This window comes from Actinomadura violacea (assembly GCF_017573465.1).
Classification (GTDB): domain Bacteria; phylum Actinomycetota; class Actinomycetes; order Streptosporangiales; family Streptosporangiaceae; genus Spirillospora; species Spirillospora violacea.
The window spans coordinates 31,863-49,022 of sequence record NZ_JAGEPF010000004.1; the positions used below are offsets into that span (position 1 = coordinate 31,863).

Sequence of the window (17,160 nt, forward strand, 5' to 3'; positions counted from 1 at the left end):
GTCCGTTCCGGGGTCAGACGGCGGCTTCGGCGAGCGTGTCCAGGTCGGCGAGGATCTCCGACGCCATGACGGGGTCGAGGTCGCCGAACTTCAGCGGGGTGCCCTTGCGGGGCGAGTAGTCGGCGGGCTTGGTGGCGAACCACACGTAGTCGAGGGTCTGGTGGTCGCCGGTGGCGTCGACCGCGCCGACCGAGATGCCGGGGTCGAGGTCGATGACGACGTACCGGTCGGCGGCGACGCGGCGGGAGATCCACCGCTCGCCGCCCGCGTCCTGCGGCTCACCGCGCGCCCAGCCGCGCTTCACCAGGCCGAGCACCTTCCCGAACGGCACCTTCAGGCCCTCGAACCGCTCCAGCCGCCCGCCGCCGCGCTCCTCCTCGGTCAGCGCGCGGACGGGCCGGTTCAGCTGCGGGAACGGCTGGATGATCTCGTAGTCGGCGAACACCTCCGACCATGCTTCGAGGGCGCCGTCGAGGTGCAGCGGGTGCGCGATGCGGACGCGGGCCTTCTCGGGGAGCGCGAACGCGTCGTCGTCGGCGTCGGCGAAGGTCCCGTCCTCGGCGACGCGGAACGCCGCCGCCGTGCCGCCGTCCTGCGCGATCCAGACGAGGCGGCGGGCGATGTGGCGGACGAGGGGGTGGCGGACGATGAATTCGCCGAACTCCGCCGGCGTCCACTCCCGCTGCGTCACCATGGCCTGCTCCAGGCGCACGAGCTGCCCGGACGCGGCGGCGCGCAGGTCCTTCTTGAGCGCGGCGAACCGCTGGTGCGCGGCCGGGGCGAGCTCCGGGTCGTCCTTCGCGCCGGGCTTCGGGAGGGCCTTGCGGCGCTTGCCGTCCTCGTCGGAGACGAACGGCGCGAGGTGCTCGTCGAGGCCGACGACGAACCGCCGCGGGCCGTAGTCGAGGACCATCGTCCCGGCCGCGTCCAGCCCGAACGTCGGGACGAGCCGGTCGGCGAGCTGCTCGGTGGTGAGGCCGAGCCGGTCCGCGACCTCGCGGATACGCGCCTGCGCCTCGGCCTTCAGGCCCTTGAACTTCACCTTCTGCGCGATGCCGTGCAGGTGCATCAGCGCGACGTCCGACCCGATCTCGGCGAGGACGCCCAGCCCCCTGACGGCGTTCTTGTGCCCGCCCTCCCCCGGCCACGCGCGGATGACGGGCGTCAGCAGCCGCACCGTCTCGTCGTCACCGGTGCGGCCGAGCTGCGTCAGAGCCCACCCGTCCTTGGACGGGGCCCCGGCCTCGCGCCACTGGCGGAACAGCGCCCGGCCGAACGCGGCCACGGAGTCCGGCTCGCAGCGCCCCTTCACCTCGTCCATGCCGGTGGAGGTCGGCAGGGTGAGCAGTTCGAGCAGCCTCCGGACCGCGTCCACGGGCAGCGCCCGGTCGCGGCCGCGCAGCCGCACCTGCGGCAGCGCCGCCGGATCGATCCAGCCCGCGACCTTCGCGGGCCGTTCCAGCCCGGTCCCGGCCGGCGGCGCGGACAGCAGTTCCTCGACGGCCGCCGCCGCCTCGTCGCCGTGGGCATCGCGGGCGGCGGCGACGGCGCCGGCGAGGCCGTGCGCGTCCGTCACGTGGCGCAGGGCGGTTTCGGCCTGTGCCCGCTGCTTGCCCTTCTCGCCGAGGGCCGCCGGGACGAGCGGCCCGACCGCGTCGAGGCCGTTCCGGTCGAGCCAGCGGCGGGCCGGCTCCTGGAACTTCGCCGGCTTGGTCGACCACTCCGCCATCAGCTCCACGACGCCGGCGTCCAGGAACGGCGTCAGGTGGACGGCGTTGGTCTGCGGGCCCTCCACCGAGGTCCGGATCGCGACGGGCAGTGCGTCGATCCCGTAGCGCGCCACCAGGCGCCGCACCCATGGGGCCGGGGAGTACTCGGAGTAGTCGGTGAACTCGGCGAGGAGGGGACGGACCAGCTCCTCCGGTCCGTGCACGATCAGCTGCAACGGGCGGATCTTCTGGTAGCGGGTCCCGTAGACCTCGGCGTAGGCGTCCCAGTCGGTGCCGTCCGGGAGCGGGACGTCCGGGTCGGCGTCCAGCCACGCCTGCCGCTCGCCGTCGCGCCACACGACCCGCGGCTCGGGTGCCCGCAACCCGGGCACGACGGGCCGCCGGACGCGCAGCCACGGCGGATCGGCCAGCACGCGGGGCACTTCATGCGGTTCCGCCGCCGCCACCCGGGTGGACTCCGCCGCGACGCTCCGGACCAGCGCGGCCTCGTCGTCCGGCAGCCCCGGCAGCACCCCCGCCACCAGGTCGGCGTTGGCGTCGAGGTGCGCGCCCAGCAGGTCGGCGGCGCCCGCACGGGCCAGCAGCCGCAGCGCCCGCGCGGGGAACCGCCGCGCCGCCGCGACCAGCGCCGCCCGTGCGTGCTCGCGGTCGATCCGGTCGATCAGGGCCTGGAACGCCTCGTCCGACGGCAGCACGGCGATGGTCTCGAAGATGTGGCGGCGCTCGTCCAGCCTGAGGGACGACTTCCCATCGACCGCGGTGAGGAGGAAGCCCAGTATTCCAGCGCCGATGCCGTCCGCCATCGTGGCGAGCACCGCCCGGCTCGAGGTGTCGGCGGAGAGCGCGGGCGCGGCCGACAGTTGGGACGCGTTGCCGAGCGTGGCGAGCACGAGCCAGTGGCCCTCGGGCCGCACGGGGACGGGAAGCGCGCAGCACTCGTCCACCCAGTCCTCCCGGGTCGGGACCAGGTAGGACGCGACCCATTTCGTCCCCGGCCCGGCCCGGTGCCCCGCCAGGCGCTCGACAGCGGCCGCGTACTCCTCGTCGGACGCCGCGGCCAGCAGCGCCCGGACCCGCCGCAGCACCTCCGGCGCCGCACCTCCCAGGTGGTCGTCGGGGCCGTGGACGGCACCGACCCGGTAGCCGCTCCTGCCGGCACTGCGCAGATAGCTCGCCACCGTCCGGCTGAGCTCCACCAGCGCGCCGGCCGCGAAGCCGAGCCCGTGCTCGGTCACCCAGCCGTCGGCGAACGCCTCGTGGACCTCCCGCCGGTAGTAGGGGCCGACGCCCGCCACCGTGACGGCCGCGACCGCCGCCGCGCCGCGCGGATCGGGGTCCCCGCCGAGGTGCCGCCGCGCCGCGTCGACGAGCGCGGGATCGCCGTGCCCGACCTCCAGGAAAGGGTCCACCGTCCCCGCGGCCCGCTTCAGGTAGGCCTGAGCCGTCCCCGGCGCCGAGCCGTCGACATTGACCTTGGGGCCGGGCGCGCCGCCGCGCCGCGGGTGCAACGCCCGCCGCCACGCCTCGGGGAGCACCAGCGCGTCCTCATCGGGGAGGTGATCTTCCATGCCGCCCCACGCTAGAGGAGCACGCCGACAAACCACCCCGTTTCACGACGTGTCATCTTCGCTCATGTCCCGTTCCGGGGGTCAGACGGCCGCGCCGGCGAGGCGGGTCAGGTCGGCGAGGATCTCGGACGCGGTGACGTCGTCGAGGTCGCCGAAGCGCAGCGGGGCGTCCCTGCTGGAGCGGTACCGGTAGGCGCCGGCCTCCGCGCCGAGCCAGACCGTCTTGAGGGTCTGGTGGTCGCCGGACGCGGCCGGCTCTCCCGCGTAGATGCCGGGCTCCAGGTCGATGACGACATGCCGGTTCCCGGGGACCCGGTGGGAGATCCACTCCTGGACGCCCCCGTCCTGCGGTGCGCCGATCTCCCAGCCGCGGCCGACCAGGCCGAGCACCGTGCCGAGCGGCACCTTCAGATGCTCGAACCTCTCCAGCCGCCCGCCGTCCCGCTCGGCGCCGGTGAGGGTGTGGACGGCGCGGCCGAGCTGCGGGAACGGCTGGAGGATCTCGTAGTCGGCGAACACCTCGGACCACGCGCCGAGCGCGTCGCCGAGCCGGACGGGGTGCGCGAGGCCGATGGCGGCGTGCTCGGGCACCTCGACGAGGTCGTCGCCGACGTCGGCGAAGGTGCGGTCCTCGGCGACCCGGAACGGGGTGACGGCGTCGCCGTCCTGCGCGAACCAGACGAGGCGGCGCGCCACGTGCCGGACGAGGGGGTGGCCGACGACGTGGTCGCCGAACTCGGCGGGGGTCCAGCGGCGCTGCGCGACCATCGCGCCTTCCAGGCGGCGCAGCAGGTCGGCGGCGACGGCGCGGACGTCCTTCTTCAGGTCGGCGAACGCCTGGTACGCGGCCGGCGCGAGGGCCGGGTCGTCCTTCGCGCCGGGCTTCGGCAGGGACTTGCGGACCTTGCCGTCCTCGTCGGCGACGACCGGCCTGAGCGCCTCGTCGAACCCGACGGTGAAGCGGCGCGGGCCGTAGTCGAGCGTCATGGCGCCGTCGCCGTCCAGCCCGAACACCGGGACGATCCGGTCGGCGAGCTGGTCGGTGGACAGCCCGAGCCGGTCGGCGACCTGCCGCATGCGGCGCTGCGCCTCGCGTTCGATGCCCTTGAACTTCACCTTCTGCGCGACGCCGTGCAGGTGCATCAGCGCGACGTCCGACCCGATGCCGGTGAGCACCTCCAGGCCCGTCACCGCGTAGGCGTGCCGCCCGTCGCCGGGCCACGCTCGGATGATCGGCGTGAGGCGGCGGACGGTCGTGTCGTCGCCGGTGCGGCCGAGCTGGACCAGCGCCCAGCCCTCCTTGGACGGGGCGCCCGCGTCCTGCCATTTCTGGAACAGCGCCCAGCCGAACTCCGCCAGCGACGCCGGGTCGCAGGTCGCCCTGACCGTATCGAGGCCGTAAGGGGAAGGGAGGGCGAGCAGCTCGACGAGGTGGGCGGTCGCGGCGGCGGGGAGCGCCTGACCGCCGCCGCGCAGCAGCACCTGCGGGAGGACCTCCGGGTCCGCCCAGCCGGGCGGCTTCGGCGGGGCGGTCTCGCCGGTGTCGACGGGGTGCGCGGCCAGCAGGCCCTCGACCGCGGCGGCGGCCTCGTCGCCATGGGCGGCGCGGGCCGCGTCCACGATCGCGCGGCGCCTGCCCGGGTCGTCGCGGTCGAGGTGGCGCAGCGCCCGGACGGCCGGGCGGCGCGCCCCCTTCGCCTTGCCGAGCGCCGCCGGGACGAGGTACGGGACGGCGTCGAACCCGTGCCGGTCGTACCAGCGCTCGGCGTCGTGGTCACCGCCGCCGAGCCGCCCGGCCATGAACAGCGCCACGTCGGCGTGCAGGAACGGCGCGAGCAGCGTGATCCGCATCCGGTTCTTCTTCACGATGCGCAGCGCCGGCGGCAGCGCGTCGAGGCCATGGCGGGCGATCACCCGCCTCATCCACCGTCCGGTGTCGTACCGGTCGTAGCCCTTCCAGCCGGCGAGCAGCGGCCGGACGAGATCCTCCGGCCCGTGCACCACCGGCGCCATGGACCCGGCGCCGCCCTCGCGGATCGCCCGGGCCAGGGCCGCCGCGTCGCCGCTCGGGGGCGCGCCGACGGAGCCGACGTCGGTGCCGAGCCAGTCCGCGTGCTCGCCGTCCCGCCAGCGCAGCTCCCCCTCGGGTGGCGTGAGGCCCGCGACGACCGGCAGGAACGGGTTCTCCCACGGCGGGGCGGCCAGGATCTCGGGGACGGCGCCCGCCGGAGCCTCCGGCACCCGCGTGGACGTCCCCGCGGCCTTCTCCACGGCCGCGCGCACGTCGTCCGGGAGGCCGGGCAGCGCCTTGACGACGCCGGGACTGGTCCTGATGTGCTCTTCCAGGAGCGCGTCCTCGCCCGCCTCCGCGAGCAGCCGCAGCGCCCGGACCGGGAACCGCTTCAGCGCGTCGCCGAGTTCGGGCTTGAGGTACTTGTGGTCGCGCCGGTCGAGCAGCACGCGCAACGCCTCGTCCGACGGCAGCAACGCGATCGCCTTGGCGACGCGCTTGCGGCCCTCGGCGTCGAGGTACCGGCCGTCGAACTGCTCGAGCAGGAACGGCAGGAGGCCGGGGCCGATCCCGTCCGCCATCGTGGCGAGCACGTCGATGGACGCCCCGCCGAAGTGCAGGCCGATCGCCGGATAGGGCGCCGCGAGCTGCGCGGGCGTGCCGAGCGAGGCCAGCGCGAGCGCGTGCAGTCCCCGGGGGCGTCCGGTGACGATGGGTGCGGCGCAGCACTCCTCCACCCAGTCCCGACGGGTCGGCGCCAGGTAGGACACCAGCCACCGGGCCTCCCAGCCGTCCCGGTGCGCGGCCAGGCGCTCGACCGCCTCGGCGTACACCTCCTCGTCGGCGGCCGCCAGCAGGCCGCGGACCTTGCGCAGACCGTCGGCCGGCGACCCGGGCCCCAACCCGTTCAGCCCGCGGTTCACCCCCGCCCAGCCGCCCTTCCAGGGGCCGTCCTTTCCGGCGCGCTGGCCGGTCGTCCGGGCCAGCTCGGCCACCGCGCAGGCGGCGAACGGCAGGCCCCGCTCGATGATCCAGGAGTCGATGAAGGTCTCGTAGGGCGCGTCGGCCCTCAACAGCGTGAAGTCCAGAACGGCCACGGCCGCGACGGCCGCGGCGCCCACCGGGTCGGGCTCCCCGGCCAGGTGCCGCAGGGCGGCCTCCGCGAGGCCCGGGGCGCCGCTCTTGTCCGGGGCGATCGCCTCCACGGGGCCGCCGGGCTTCCCGATCAGCGCGCGCGCCCTCGCGGGTGCCGCGTCGTCGACCGGGAAGGCCGGGCCGGGCAGCCCGCCGCGCCTCGGGTGCAGCTTGCGGCGCCAGGCGGCCGGAAGCGTCAGAGCGTCCTCGTCGGGCAGCGGGGGGTGATCGTCCATGTCGCCTCACGGTAGAGGAGCGTCCCGGCGGACCACCCCGAGATCGGAAGTGTCGGCGCCCGCCAGCGTAGGGCGGTGCTCCGACATTTCCCCGCGGGCGGTCAGGGCCCGCCGGCCGGGCCGCGCGTCGCGCCCGGACGCGCGGCCACGGACAACTCGCACACCCCGTCCTCGCACGACCGCTCCAGCCGTCCCCGGGACAGGGCCTGCGCGAGCCCCATGAACCAGCAGGCCGGGCAGCCTCGGAGCGCGACCAGGCCGACCGGCGCCAGCACCAGCCCGGCGAGCCCGACCACGGGGACGAGCGCGACCGCGCCCGCCAGCGCACCGAACCCCACCGCACCCCGCGCCAGATGCCGTCCCAGCTCACCGTTCATGGCCGCCCTCCAGCGCCTCGTGGACCGCGGCGCGCGCCCGGTGCAGCCGCGACTTCATCGCGGCCACGCTCAGCCCGAGCGCCTCGGCGGCCATCCGCCCCGGGATCCCCTGCACGTCCCGCATGATCAGGACGCGCCGCTGGTCGGCGGGCAGCGCGGCGATCGCCGCCGCGCCCCGCTCGGCCTCCAGCCGCCGCAGTACGTCGTCCTCCGCCGACGGCACGGCGCCGTCCGGAACCTCCCTGGGCTGCAGCACCGTCCGCGCCCGCCGCAGGCACTCGTTGCGGACGATCCGGAACATCCACGACGCCAGCGCACCCGACGCCCGCAGCGTCCCGATCTTCCGGTACAGGACGATCAGCGCCTCCTGCGCGGCGTCCTCGGCGTCCTGCGGCGACGCGCACAGCGCGTGCGCGAACCGCCGGACATGCGGATGCGACCCCGACACCAGCGCCGCGATCGACTCGGCGTCGCCCCTCTGCGCCCCGGCGACCAGCCGCTCCCCCGGCCAGGCCCGCTCAGCCACGCGACCCCCTCCTGCGCCGCACGACCGCGGCGGTGCACGTGCAGACGAGCAGCGCCGCGCCCGCGACGACCCCTGCGATGAGCATGATGACCTCCGTTCCCGTGCCGGCCCGTTCACCGGCACGCCCATAAGAGGCCCCGCCCCCACGAAAGGATTCGCCCCGCCACGGATGATCGGTCGGGGCGTGTTCGTGCTGGTGGGAGGCGTGCGGGACGATGGTGGCGAGGAAGAGGAGGACGTGTGACGCGTGAACTTGGGGACGGGACGCTGGCGGTGGGGGCCGGGAGGCCGCCCGCGAAGAAGTACGCGCCGCCGTTGCCGGGGCCGGTCTTCGCGGCGCATTTCCACCTGCCGGGCGAGCCGGTGGGGCCTTACACGTACGGGCGCGACACCAATCCGACGTGGACGCTGCTGGAGGCGGCGATCGGCGAACTGGAGGGCGGCGCCGAAGTGACCGCTTTCTCGTCGGGAATGGCGGCGATCGCGGCGGTGCTTCTGTCGCAGGTGCGTTCCGGTGACGTTGTGGTTCTGCCGGACGACTGCTACCAGACGACGCGGGCGTTGAAGGAGCGGCTCGAATCGTACGGGGCGGTCGTGCGGATGGGGCCGACGGCGGGCAATGCGCAGATCGAATTGCTCGACGGGGCCCGGCTGGTGTGGGTGGAGACACCGTCGAATCCGAATCTGGACGTGTGCGATGTCGCGCGGCTGGTCGAGGCGGCGCACGAGGCGGGCGCGCTGGTCGCGGTCGACAACACCCTGGCCACACCGCTCGGGCAGCGTCCGCTGGACCTCGGCGCGGACTTCGCGGTCGCCAGCGACACCAAGGCCCTGACCGGGCACGGCGACCTGCTGCTCGGGCATGTCGCGACGCGGGACGCGGCGCTGGCGGACAGCGTGCGGTTGTGGCGCAAGACGGTGGGCGCCATTCCGGGGCCGATGGAGGCGTGGCTGGCGCACCGTTCGCTGGCCACTCTGGAATTGCGACTGGACCGGCAGGACGCCAATGCGATGGCGCTGGCCGAGGCGCTGAAAGAGCGGCCGGAGGTCGCCGGGTTGCGGTATCCGGGACTGCCGGACGACCCGTCCCATGAAATCGCGTCCAAGCAGATGCGGCGGTTCGGGTGCGTCGTGTCGTTCACGCTGCCGGACGAGGCGTTCGCGGAGCGTTTCCTCGGCGCGATGCGGCTGGTCAACCAGGCGACGAGTTTCGGTTCCGTGCACAGTTCCGCCGAGCGGCGGGGACGCTGGGGCGGCGACGCCGTGGCGCCCGGATTCGTCCGGTTCTCGGTGGGCGTGGAGAACACCGGCGACCTCCTCGCCGACGTGCTCGCGGCCTTGGAGGAGGCCGGGAGCGCCCGCTGAACCCCGCATTCACATCAGGTTCTCCAGGTCGGTGAGGATCTCCGACATCAGGACGGGGGCGACGCCGGCGAAGGGCCCGGCGTCCAGCCCCGGGGGGTACTCGTCGGAGTCGGGGGCGAGCCGGACGCGCGTGATCCGCTGCTCGGGGTGCAGGTCGACGTAGCCGACCGCGATCCCGGGCTCCAGGTCGATGACGACGTGGTCGTGGCCCGCGGGCCGGGAGATCTGGCGCTGGAGGCCGCCGTCCTGCGCGGCGCCGCGCTCCCAGCCCGTCCGGGTCAGGCCGAGGATCTTGCCGAACGGCACCGTGCGGCCCTCGAAGCGGGCGAGGCGGCCGTCCTTGCCCTCACCGTCGGCGAGGGTGAGGACGCGCCGCGCGAGCTGCGGGAACGGCTGGGTGATCTCGTAGTCGGCGAAGGTCTCCGCCCAGGCCGTGACGGCGTCGCCGAGCGGCAGCGGGTGGGCGATGCCGATGCGCGCGCCGCCGGGCAGGGTGAACGCCTCGTCGCCGGCGTCGGCGAGCGTGCCGTCCTCGGCGATCCGGAACGCGGTGCCGTCGGCCGTCCAGACGAGGCGGCGGGCGATGTGGCGCATCAGCGGGTGCCGGACGAAGAGCGCGGTGAACTCCTCCGGCGTCCAGGCGCGGCGGTCGACCATCGCGGCCTCCAGCCGGGCGACCTGCACGGACGCGACGGTGCGGACGTCCTTCTTCAGCGCCGAGAACGCCTTGTGGGCGGCGGGCGCGAGGTCGGGGTCGTCCTTGGCGCCGGGTTTCGGCAGGGCGGCGCGGCGCTTGCCGTCCTCGCTCGTCACGTACGGCCGCAGCTGCTCGTCGAAGCCGACGGTGAAGCGGCGCGGGCCGTAGTCGAGGGTCATCGAGCCGGACGCGTCCAATCCGAACGATGGGACGAGCCGGTCGGCGAGCTCCGCGCCGGTGAGCCCGCGCCGCGCGGCCGCGTTCCGCAGGCTCGCCTTCGCCTGCCGTTGCAGGCCCTTGTACCGGGTGCCGCGCGCGATCCCGTCGAGGTGCATGAGGGCGACGTCCGAGCCGATCTCGGCGAGCACGCCGACCCCGGCGACGGCGCGGTCGTGACCGCTCTGTCCGGGCCATTCCTTGATCAGCGGGGTGAGCCGGCGGACGGTCTCGTCGTCGCCGAACCGGCCGAGGGCGGGCATGACGAACCCGGAGCGCCCCGGCATCCCGGCGTCCCGCCACGCCTCGAACAGCGCCCAGGCGAACGCGGTCAGCGACGCCGGGTCGCAGAGCGCGGCGGTCTCCTCGGCGGCCTCGTGCGCGCCGGGGAACTCTCCGGCGCGCAGCGACATCGACCACAGGTGGACGAGGTTGCGGGCGGCGTCCGGCGCAAGGCGCAGGCCGCTCTCGCGCAGCACGGGCCGGGGCAGCGCGCCGGTGTCGAGCCAGCTCGGCAGCGGCGACGGCTTCGGCTGCTCGTGGCTCGGGCCGGTCTCCTGCGGCGCGTCGGCGAGCAGTGCCGCGACGGCCCGCGCGGCCTCGTCGCCGTGGACGCGGGCCGCCTCCACCACGTCACCCTCGATGATCCGCAGCGCCTGGACGGCGTTGCGGCGCGGGCCGACACGCTTGCCGAGCGCGTCCGGCGCCAGGTACGGGACGGCGTCGAGACCGTGCCGGGCGAACCACGCGCGGGAGAGCTCCTGCGCCGACTTGAGCCGGTAGAGCCAGTCGGCCATCAGCCGCGCGACGTCCGCGCCGAGGAACGGCAGGAGGACGGGCCCGGTCCCGAACGGGTTCGCCTTCGCCATCCGGACCGACACGTCCCACGCCGCCTCCTCGAAGCGCGCGACGATCGGCTTCAGCGAGTGGTCGAAGTTCCAGGTCACCTTGGGCGGCTCCCAGGCGGCCAGCAGCGGGCGGGCGAGGGCCTCGGGCGCGCTCGCCAGGAACCCGGCCTGGCTCGGCAGGTACATCGACCCGTCGCGGACCTTCTCGGCCTCCCGCTCCCAGTCGCCGTCCGCCCACGGCCCGCCGTAGGGCCGCATCGCCGCCCACCGCTCGCGCTCGCCCGGCTCCCAGACGATGCGCCGGCCGCCCGGTGGTTCGAGTCCGGGCACGACGGCGGACCCGGCGACGGCCTTCGGCGCGGCCGGTCTCCGCAGCCACGGCGGGTCGACGAGGTTCGCGGGCAGCGCGTCCCGTGGCGCGTCCTGCATGTCGTCCCCCTCAGCGGGCGCTGGTCAGCGCGGTCAGGTCGGCGATGATCTCGGACGCGGTGACGGGGTCGAGCTCGCCGAACGGCCGCGGGTCCCCCTGGTGCATCCACAGCTCGTCCGGGCGGCGGCAGAGGCAGACCTGCCGCAGTTTCTGGTCGCCCAGCGCGTCCGGGTCGCCGACGGCGATGCCGGGGTCGAGGTCGATGACGACGTGCAGGTTCGCGCCGGCGGGGCGGGAGATCCAGCACTCCACGCCCGCGTCCTGCGGCGCGCCGCGCTCCCAGCCGCGCTTGGTCAGGCTGAGCATCCGGCCGACCGGCACGGTGGCGCCCTCGAACCGGGCGAGGTGGCCGCTCTTGCGCTCCTCGTCGGTCAGCTGGTGGACGGGGCGTCCGAGCTGCGGGAACGGCTGCAGGATCTCGTAGTCGGCGAACACCTCCGACCACGCGGCCACCAGGTCCGTCTTGCCGAGGTGGACGGGATGCATGACGCCGACCACGACCGTCTCCGGCAACTCCAGAGCGCTGTCGTGAGCGCTCGCGAACGTGCCGTCCTCGGCGACCCGGAACGTGATGCTCTTGTACTGGTCCATCTCGACGGCGATCCAGACCAGCCGCCGGACGAGGTGCCCGACCAGCGGGTGCCCGGCGAGCAGCTCCCGGAACTCGGTGAGGGACCAGCGGCGGCCCCGCACCATCGCGGTCTCCAGCCGGGCGAGCAGGTCGGCGGCGACCATGCGGACGTCCTTCTTCAGCACCGAGAACGCCTTGTAGGCGGCGGGCGCGAGGTCGGGGTCGTCCTTGGCGCCGGGCTTGGGCAGGGCCTTGCGGCGCGTGCCGTCCTCGTCGGCGACGTAGGGCCGCAGCTGCTCGTCGAACCCGACGGTGAAGCGGCGCGGCCCGTAGTCGAGCGTCATCGACCCGTCCGGGCCGAGCCCGAAGTCGGGGACGAGCCGGTCGGCGAGCTGCTCGGGCGTCAGCTGCAGCCCCGCCGCGACCTCTTCGATCTTCTCCTGCGCGCGCGTCCGCAGCCCCTTGAACTTCACCTTCTGCGCGATCGAGTGCAGGTGCATGAGCGCGACGTCGGTGCCGATCTCGGCGAGGACGTCCAGGCCCACCACGGCCTTGGCGTGGCCGCCGTCGCCCGGCCACGCGCGGATCACCGGGGTGAGGCGGCGGACGGTGCCGTCGTCGCCGAGCCGGCCGAGCTGCGCCAGCGCCCACCCGTCCTTGGACGGGCCGCCGTTCGCGTCCCAGCGGCGGAACACCGCCCAGCCGAACCCGGCGAGCGAGGCCGGGTCGCACAGGTCGCGGACCACGTCGATCCCGGCGTAGACCTCGCCGGGCTTCGACATCGCCAGCATCGTCAGGACGTGCGCGGCCGCCGCCTCGGGAAGCGCGCGCTCGCGGTCGCGGAGCAGGATCTGCGGCAGCATCCGGACGTCGGCCCAGTCGCCCACCGCGGGGATCTTCGCGGGCAGGATCTCCAGCGGGTCGACGGCGAGCAGCGCCTCGATCGCGCCGGCGGCCTTGTCGCCGTGCGCGCGCGCCGCGTCGACGATGCCGTCGGCACCGTGCTGGGACGCGACGAACCGGAGCGCGGCCTCGGCGGCCCGCCGCTCCGCGCCCGCCTTGCCGAGCGCGCCGGGCAGCAGCGCGGGGACGGTGTCCAAGCCGTGCCGGGTGAACCAGGCGCGCGCCGTGCGGCCCGCCTGCTTCAGCCGGACGAGCCAGTCGGCCATCAGCCGGGCCACCTCGTCGCTCATGTACGGCATCAGGATCGCGCCGACGCCGGCGGGATCGCGCCGTGCCGCGAGCACGGCGGCGTCGAGGGCGTCCAGTTCGAACCGGGCGACGACGACGCGCATCCATTCGTCCACGTACCAGGGCTCGGGCGGGTTCCAGCCGGCCAGCAGCGGCCGGACCAGCTCCTCGGGGCCCTCGACGAACAGCATCGGCTGCATGTGGGCGAGCAGTTCGCCCTTCCGGAACTTCGCGACCTGGGTGGGCCAGTCCAGCCGGTCCACCCACCGCCAGTAGTGGTGCAGGTCGACCGTCCAGTCCTCGCGCTCCCCCGGCCGCCACGCGATCGCCCGGGCGCCGGGCGCGGGCAGGTCCTTGATGACGACCGGCTTGGACTTCGCGCGGGGGCGGTTCCAGGGCGGGTCCACGAGCAGCGGCGGCAGCGACGCGGGATCGGCCTCCGGTGCCCGGGCGCCGTCCTGCCGCGCCTTCCGGACGGTCTCCCGCACCGTCTCCGGCAGCTCGGGAAGCAGCTCGTCGACGAGCGCGGGGTGGGCCGTCAGGTGCGCCGGCAGCAGCTCCGCCACCGCCGGCCGGTCGGCCGCGGCGGCGGCGGCGAGCAGCCGCAGCGCCCGAGCCGGGAACCGCCGCGCCGCCGCCAGCACCTCGGCCTCGGCGTACTTGCGGTCGAGCCGGTCCAGCAGCGCCTGGAACGCGGCGTCCACCGGCAGCACGGCGAGCGCGTCGAGCAGGGTCCGCGAGGTGTCGCCGTCGAGGTAGGGCGCGTCGAGCGCGTCGGTCAGCACGTCCAGGGCCGCCTCCGGGCCGATCCCGTCGACGAGGCTGGTGATGACGCCGGGGCTCCGGCTCTCGAGGACCAGCCCGAACGCGTCCAGCTCCGCCCGCTCCGCCACCGTGCACAGCAGCAGCCACCGCTCGCCCGGGTGGACCGCCGCCATCGTCGCCTGCGGGTCGGCGAGCAGGTCGGCGAACCAGTCGCGCCGGTCGGGCATCAGGTAGGAGGCGACGGCCTTCTGGACGAGGGTGCCGCGATGGCGCGACAGCCCCTCCGCGGCCTCGCCGCACGTCTCGTCGCCGGCGGCGGCGAGCAGGGCGCGCAGCCGCCGGGCGGTGTCCTCCTGGGCCCACCCGCCCAGCCAGGTCTCCTCGGGGCGACGCTCGCGCACGCCTTCCCAACGCCGTTCCATGCCGACGACCTCGAAGGGCGCCCAGAGGCCGGCGCGGGCGACGAAGGCGGACGCGGCGAAGGCCACGCCGTGGTCCTCGGCCCACACGTCCACGAACGGGTCCCGCCGCGTGTACATGACCTGCCCGAGCGGCGCGGCGACGAGGGCGACGGCCGCGGCGCCGACCGGGTCGGGCTCGCCGCGCAGGTGCGCGCGCCCGGCCTCGGCCACCGCGGACGGCGTGCCCGGCAGAGCGAGCACGTCCTCGATCTCCGAGCGGAACTCCGCCAGCATGGCCCGGGCCGTCTCGGCGGCCTTCCGGTCGGCGCGGACCGCCGGCCAGGGGCGCGGCCGGTCGCGGCGGGGATGCAGCCTGCGCAGCCACGCGTCCGGCATCACCAGGGCGTTCTCATCGGGGCGGGCCTCGGCCGCGGTGTCCGTCGTGCTCATGACGGCACCGTAAGGGAGATCACCGACAAACCCGCACCGAATCGCCCGATCCCGGTCATGGGGAGCGGCGCATGTCCTCCTCGACCAGCTCGGCGGCCTTGCGGGCGGCGATGAGGACCGGGTCCCAGACGGGCGAGAACGGCGGCGCGTACCCGAGGTCCAGGCCGGTCATCTCCTCGACCGTCATCCGGTTCCACAGCGCGATGGCCAGGCCGTCGATCCGCTTGGCGGCGTTCTCCTCGCCGACGATCTGCCCGCCGAGCAGCCGGCCCGACCGGCGCTCGACGACCAGCTTGGTCTTCATCGCGGTGGCGTCCGGGAGGTAGCCCGCGCGGGTCGTCGACCCGACCACGACGCTCAGCGTCGCGAACCCGGCGGCGGCCGCCTCGCGCTCGTTCAGCCCGGTCCGCGCGACCTCGGCGTGGCAGATCTTGGAGACGGCGGTGCCGACCACGCCGGGGAACGTGGCGTAGCCGCCGCCGAGGTTGATCCCGGCGACGCGGCCCTGCTTGTTGGCGTGCGTGCCGAGCGCGATCGCGACGGGCAGCCCGGAGACGAGGTGCCGGGTCTCGACGCAGTCGCCCGCCGCCCACACCCGCTCGGTCCGCGTCCGCATCCGCCGGTCGGTGACGATCCCGCCGGTCGGGCCCGTCTCGATCCCGGCGGCGCGCGCGAGGTCGCTGCCCGGCCGGACGCCGAGGCCGAGGATCACCAGGTCGGCGGGGAGCGAACGGCCCCCGGCGCGGACCGCGGTCACCCGCCCGTCCGGGCCGGTGTCGAAGCCCTCGACCCGGTCGCCGAGGTGCAGGTCGACGCCGATGCCGCGGATCGCGTCCGCGACGAGCGCGCCCATGTCCGGGTCGAGCGTGCTCATCGGCTGCTCGGCGCCGTCCACGATCGTCACGTCGAGGCCGCGGGTCACCATCGCCTCGGCCATCTCCAGTCCGATGTAGCCGCCGCCCACCACGACGGCGCGGCGCGGCTTGTCGCGTTCCAGGACGCGGCGGATGCCGATCCCGTCGTCCAGCACCTGCACGCCGTGCACGCCTGCCGCGTCCGCGCCGGGCAGGTCCGGGCGCGCGGGCACCGCGCCGGTCGCGATCACGAGCCGGTCGTAGGGCTCCCAGGTCTCGCCGCCGCCCTCCACCGCGCGGACGCGCACCCGCGCCGCGTCCAGGTCGATCTCGGTCGCCTCGGCGCGCATCCGCAGGTCGATGCCGCGGTCGCGGAACTCGGCGGGCGTCCGCGCGATCAGGTCGTCGGCGTCGCCGATCGCGCCGCCGACGTAGTACGGGATGCCGCACGCCGAGTAGGACGCGAAGTGCCCGCGCTCGATGACGGTGATGTCCAGCTCGCCGTCCCCGCGCCGCCTGCGGGCCTGGGACGCGGCGCTCATCCCTGCCGCGTCGCCCCCGATGATGAGCAGCCGCTCGCGTCCTGCCATGGGCACCTCCCGAAGATCGTCCCCGAGCGTACCCGCGGGCGGGGCCGGTTCAGGGGCGGGTCAGATCCCGTAGACGCGGCGGGCGTTGCCGGACGCGACCAGCGCGGCGACGCGCTCGGCGTCGGCGGACGTCCACGCGCCGTCCTCGACGCCGCCCGCGAGGAACCCGGCGAGGCCGCGCCGGAACAGCAGCGCGCCCAGGTGGTACAGCTCGGCGAGGCCGAACGCGTCGGAGGAGTACAGCACCTTCCCGAACGGCGCGAGCTCCAGCAGCTCGGCGATCAGCGCGGGCGCCCGGTGCCCGAGGTTGTGGGTGGCGAGGCCCGCGTCCACGTACACGTTCGGAAGCACCTGCGCGAGGTACCCGGCCCGCCGGTGGAACGGGTAGTTGTGCAGCAGCAGCGCGGGGGCGCCCGCCGCGTCCATGGCCCGCAGCAGCGAGATGAGCAGCAGCGGGTCGCCGCGGCGCAGGTCGGCGTCGACGTCCCCGTACCCGACGTGGAACTGGACCGGCAGCCCGAGATCGACCGCGCACCAGATCAGGAAGCGGTGCAGGATCTCGTCGCCGACCCGCATCTCCTCCTGCCGCAGCAGGATCCCGGCGGCGCCCGTCACCTCCGCGTCCGACGGCCGCACCCCCGACAGCTCCAGCCCCGCGCGGTAGGCGGCGATCGTCTTGGCGCCCGCCGCGGCCGGCGCGAGGGCGGCGAGGCGGGAGCGGACCTCGTCGGCGAACCCGTGCGCGTCGACGCCTTCCGCCGCGACCTGCTCGGCGACCGTCTCCAGCCGGACGATCTCGTGCGCGCGCGCCCCGGCGAGCCGTCCGAGGGCGGGCGGGTCCAGCAGTGCGCGCGGCGCGTAGCCGGTGTCCACGCACAGCGCCTCCAGCCCGGCCGCGGCGAGGAACCGCCGGTTCACCTCCGCCGCGCCCAGTTCGGCGCGGCGCGCGAGGTAGGCGTCCGGCTCCGCGTGCGCGTCCAGGTCCAGGACGGGCGCGCACCAGCGCCGCAGCGCGAACCCGACCTGCGTGTCGAACATGCTCACCCCGGGCGGCCCGCCCGCCTCCGCCTCGGTGAGCAGCGCCTCGAACGCCGCCCGGTCCGGGTCGTCCTCGAACACTCCGTGGCAGTGGTGGTCGATCAGCGGCAGCGACTCCAGATATTCGAGCACGCCCCGATACCTCCCCCGCAATCGCGGCGG

9 protein-coding genes are annotated in these 17,160 nt (G+C 75.3%); 1 reads left to right on the top strand and 8 read right to left on the bottom strand.

The window, feature by feature from the left end; translation table 11 throughout:
- Positions 1–13: 13 nt before the first annotated feature.
- The 4 genes from J4709_RS06205 to J4709_RS06220 all read right to left on the bottom strand — a co-directional run bounded on the left by J4709_RS06205 (position 14) and on the right by J4709_RS06220 (position 7,582).
- Entirely contained in the window at positions 14–3,298 is a 3,285-nt protein-coding gene (locus J4709_RS06205; protein ID WP_208237909.1) for a DUF4132 domain-containing protein, read from the bottom strand.
- An 81-nt stretch (positions 3,299–3,379) separates the two neighbouring features.
- On the bottom strand, positions 3,380–6,679 hold the full coding sequence (locus J4709_RS06210) for a DUF4132 domain-containing protein (RefSeq protein WP_208237911.1): 3,300 nt from the start codon (positions 6,677–6,679) through the stop codon (positions 3,380–3,382).
- A gap of 101 nt (positions 6,680–6,780) precedes the next feature.
- Positions 6,781–7,056, bottom strand: a complete 276-nt coding sequence (locus J4709_RS06215) for a hypothetical protein (RefSeq protein ID WP_208237913.1) — start codon at positions 7,054–7,056, stop codon at positions 6,781–6,783.
- Positions 7,046–7,582, bottom strand: a complete 537-nt coding sequence (locus J4709_RS06220; protein WP_208237914.1) for an RNA polymerase sigma factor — start codon at positions 7,580–7,582, stop codon at positions 7,046–7,048. Before J4709_RS06220 ends, J4709_RS06215 begins: the two co-directional genes overlap by 11 nt.
- A 240-nt stretch (positions 7,583–7,822) precedes the next feature.
- Here J4709_RS06220 and J4709_RS06225 point away from each other — a divergent pair, with 240 nt between their 5' ends.
- Positions 7,823–8,947: a cystathionine gamma-lyase gene (locus tag J4709_RS06225; RefSeq protein ID WP_208237916.1), complete on the top strand. Its 1,125-nt coding sequence runs from the start codon at positions 7,823–7,825 to the stop codon at positions 8,945–8,947.
- Between the two features lie 9 nt (positions 8,948–8,956).
- Here the strand turns inward: J4709_RS06225 and J4709_RS06230 are convergent, their stop codons facing one another.
- From J4709_RS06230 to J4709_RS06245, 4 genes are read right to left on the bottom strand one after another with little or no spacing between them, the layout of a single operon-like run.
- Positions 8,957–11,137 (bottom strand): DUF4132 domain-containing protein, encoded by a 2,181-nt coding sequence (locus J4709_RS06230; RefSeq protein WP_208237918.1) that lies wholly within the window; start codon positions 11,135–11,137, stop codon positions 8,957–8,959.
- Between the two features lie 10 nt (positions 11,138–11,147).
- On the bottom strand, positions 11,148–14,516 hold the full coding sequence (locus tag J4709_RS06235; RefSeq protein WP_208237921.1) for a DUF4132 domain-containing protein: 3,369 nt from the start codon (positions 14,514–14,516) through the stop codon (positions 11,148–11,150).
- Between the two features lie 55 nt (positions 14,517–14,571).
- Entirely contained in the window at positions 14,572–15,960 is a 1,389-nt protein-coding gene (locus J4709_RS06240; RefSeq protein WP_208237923.1) for an FAD-dependent oxidoreductase, read from the bottom strand.
- A gap of 60 nt (positions 15,961–16,020) precedes the next feature.
- On the bottom strand, positions 16,021–17,130 hold the full coding sequence (locus tag J4709_RS06245; RefSeq protein WP_307801026.1) for an amidohydrolase family protein: 1,110 nt from the start codon (positions 17,128–17,130) through the stop codon (positions 16,021–16,023).
- Positions 17,131–17,160: the final 30 nt, after the last annotated feature.

Coding starts and splice junctions, on each gene's coding strand:
- J4709_RS06205 (WP_208237909.1), bottom strand. CDS start 3,298: ATGGAAGATCACCTCCCCGATGAGGACGCGCTGGTGCTCCCCGAGGCG.
- J4709_RS06210 (WP_208237911.1), bottom strand. CDS start 6,679: ATGGACGATCACCCCCCGCTGCCCGACGAGGACGCTCTGACGCTTCCG.
- J4709_RS06215 (WP_208237913.1), bottom strand. CDS start 7,056: ATGAACGGTGAGCTGGGACGGCATCTGGCGCGGGGTGCGGTGGGGTTC.
- J4709_RS06230 (WP_208237918.1), bottom strand. CDS start 11,137: ATGCAGGACGCGCCACGGGACGCGCTGCCCGCGAACCTCGTCGACCCG.
- J4709_RS06235 (WP_208237921.1), bottom strand. CDS start 14,516: ATGAGCACGACGGACACCGCGGCCGAGGCCCGCCCCGATGAGAACGCC.
- J4709_RS06240 (WP_208237923.1), bottom strand. CDS start 15,960: ATGGCAGGACGCGAGCGGCTGCTCATCATCGGGGGCGACGCGGCAGGG.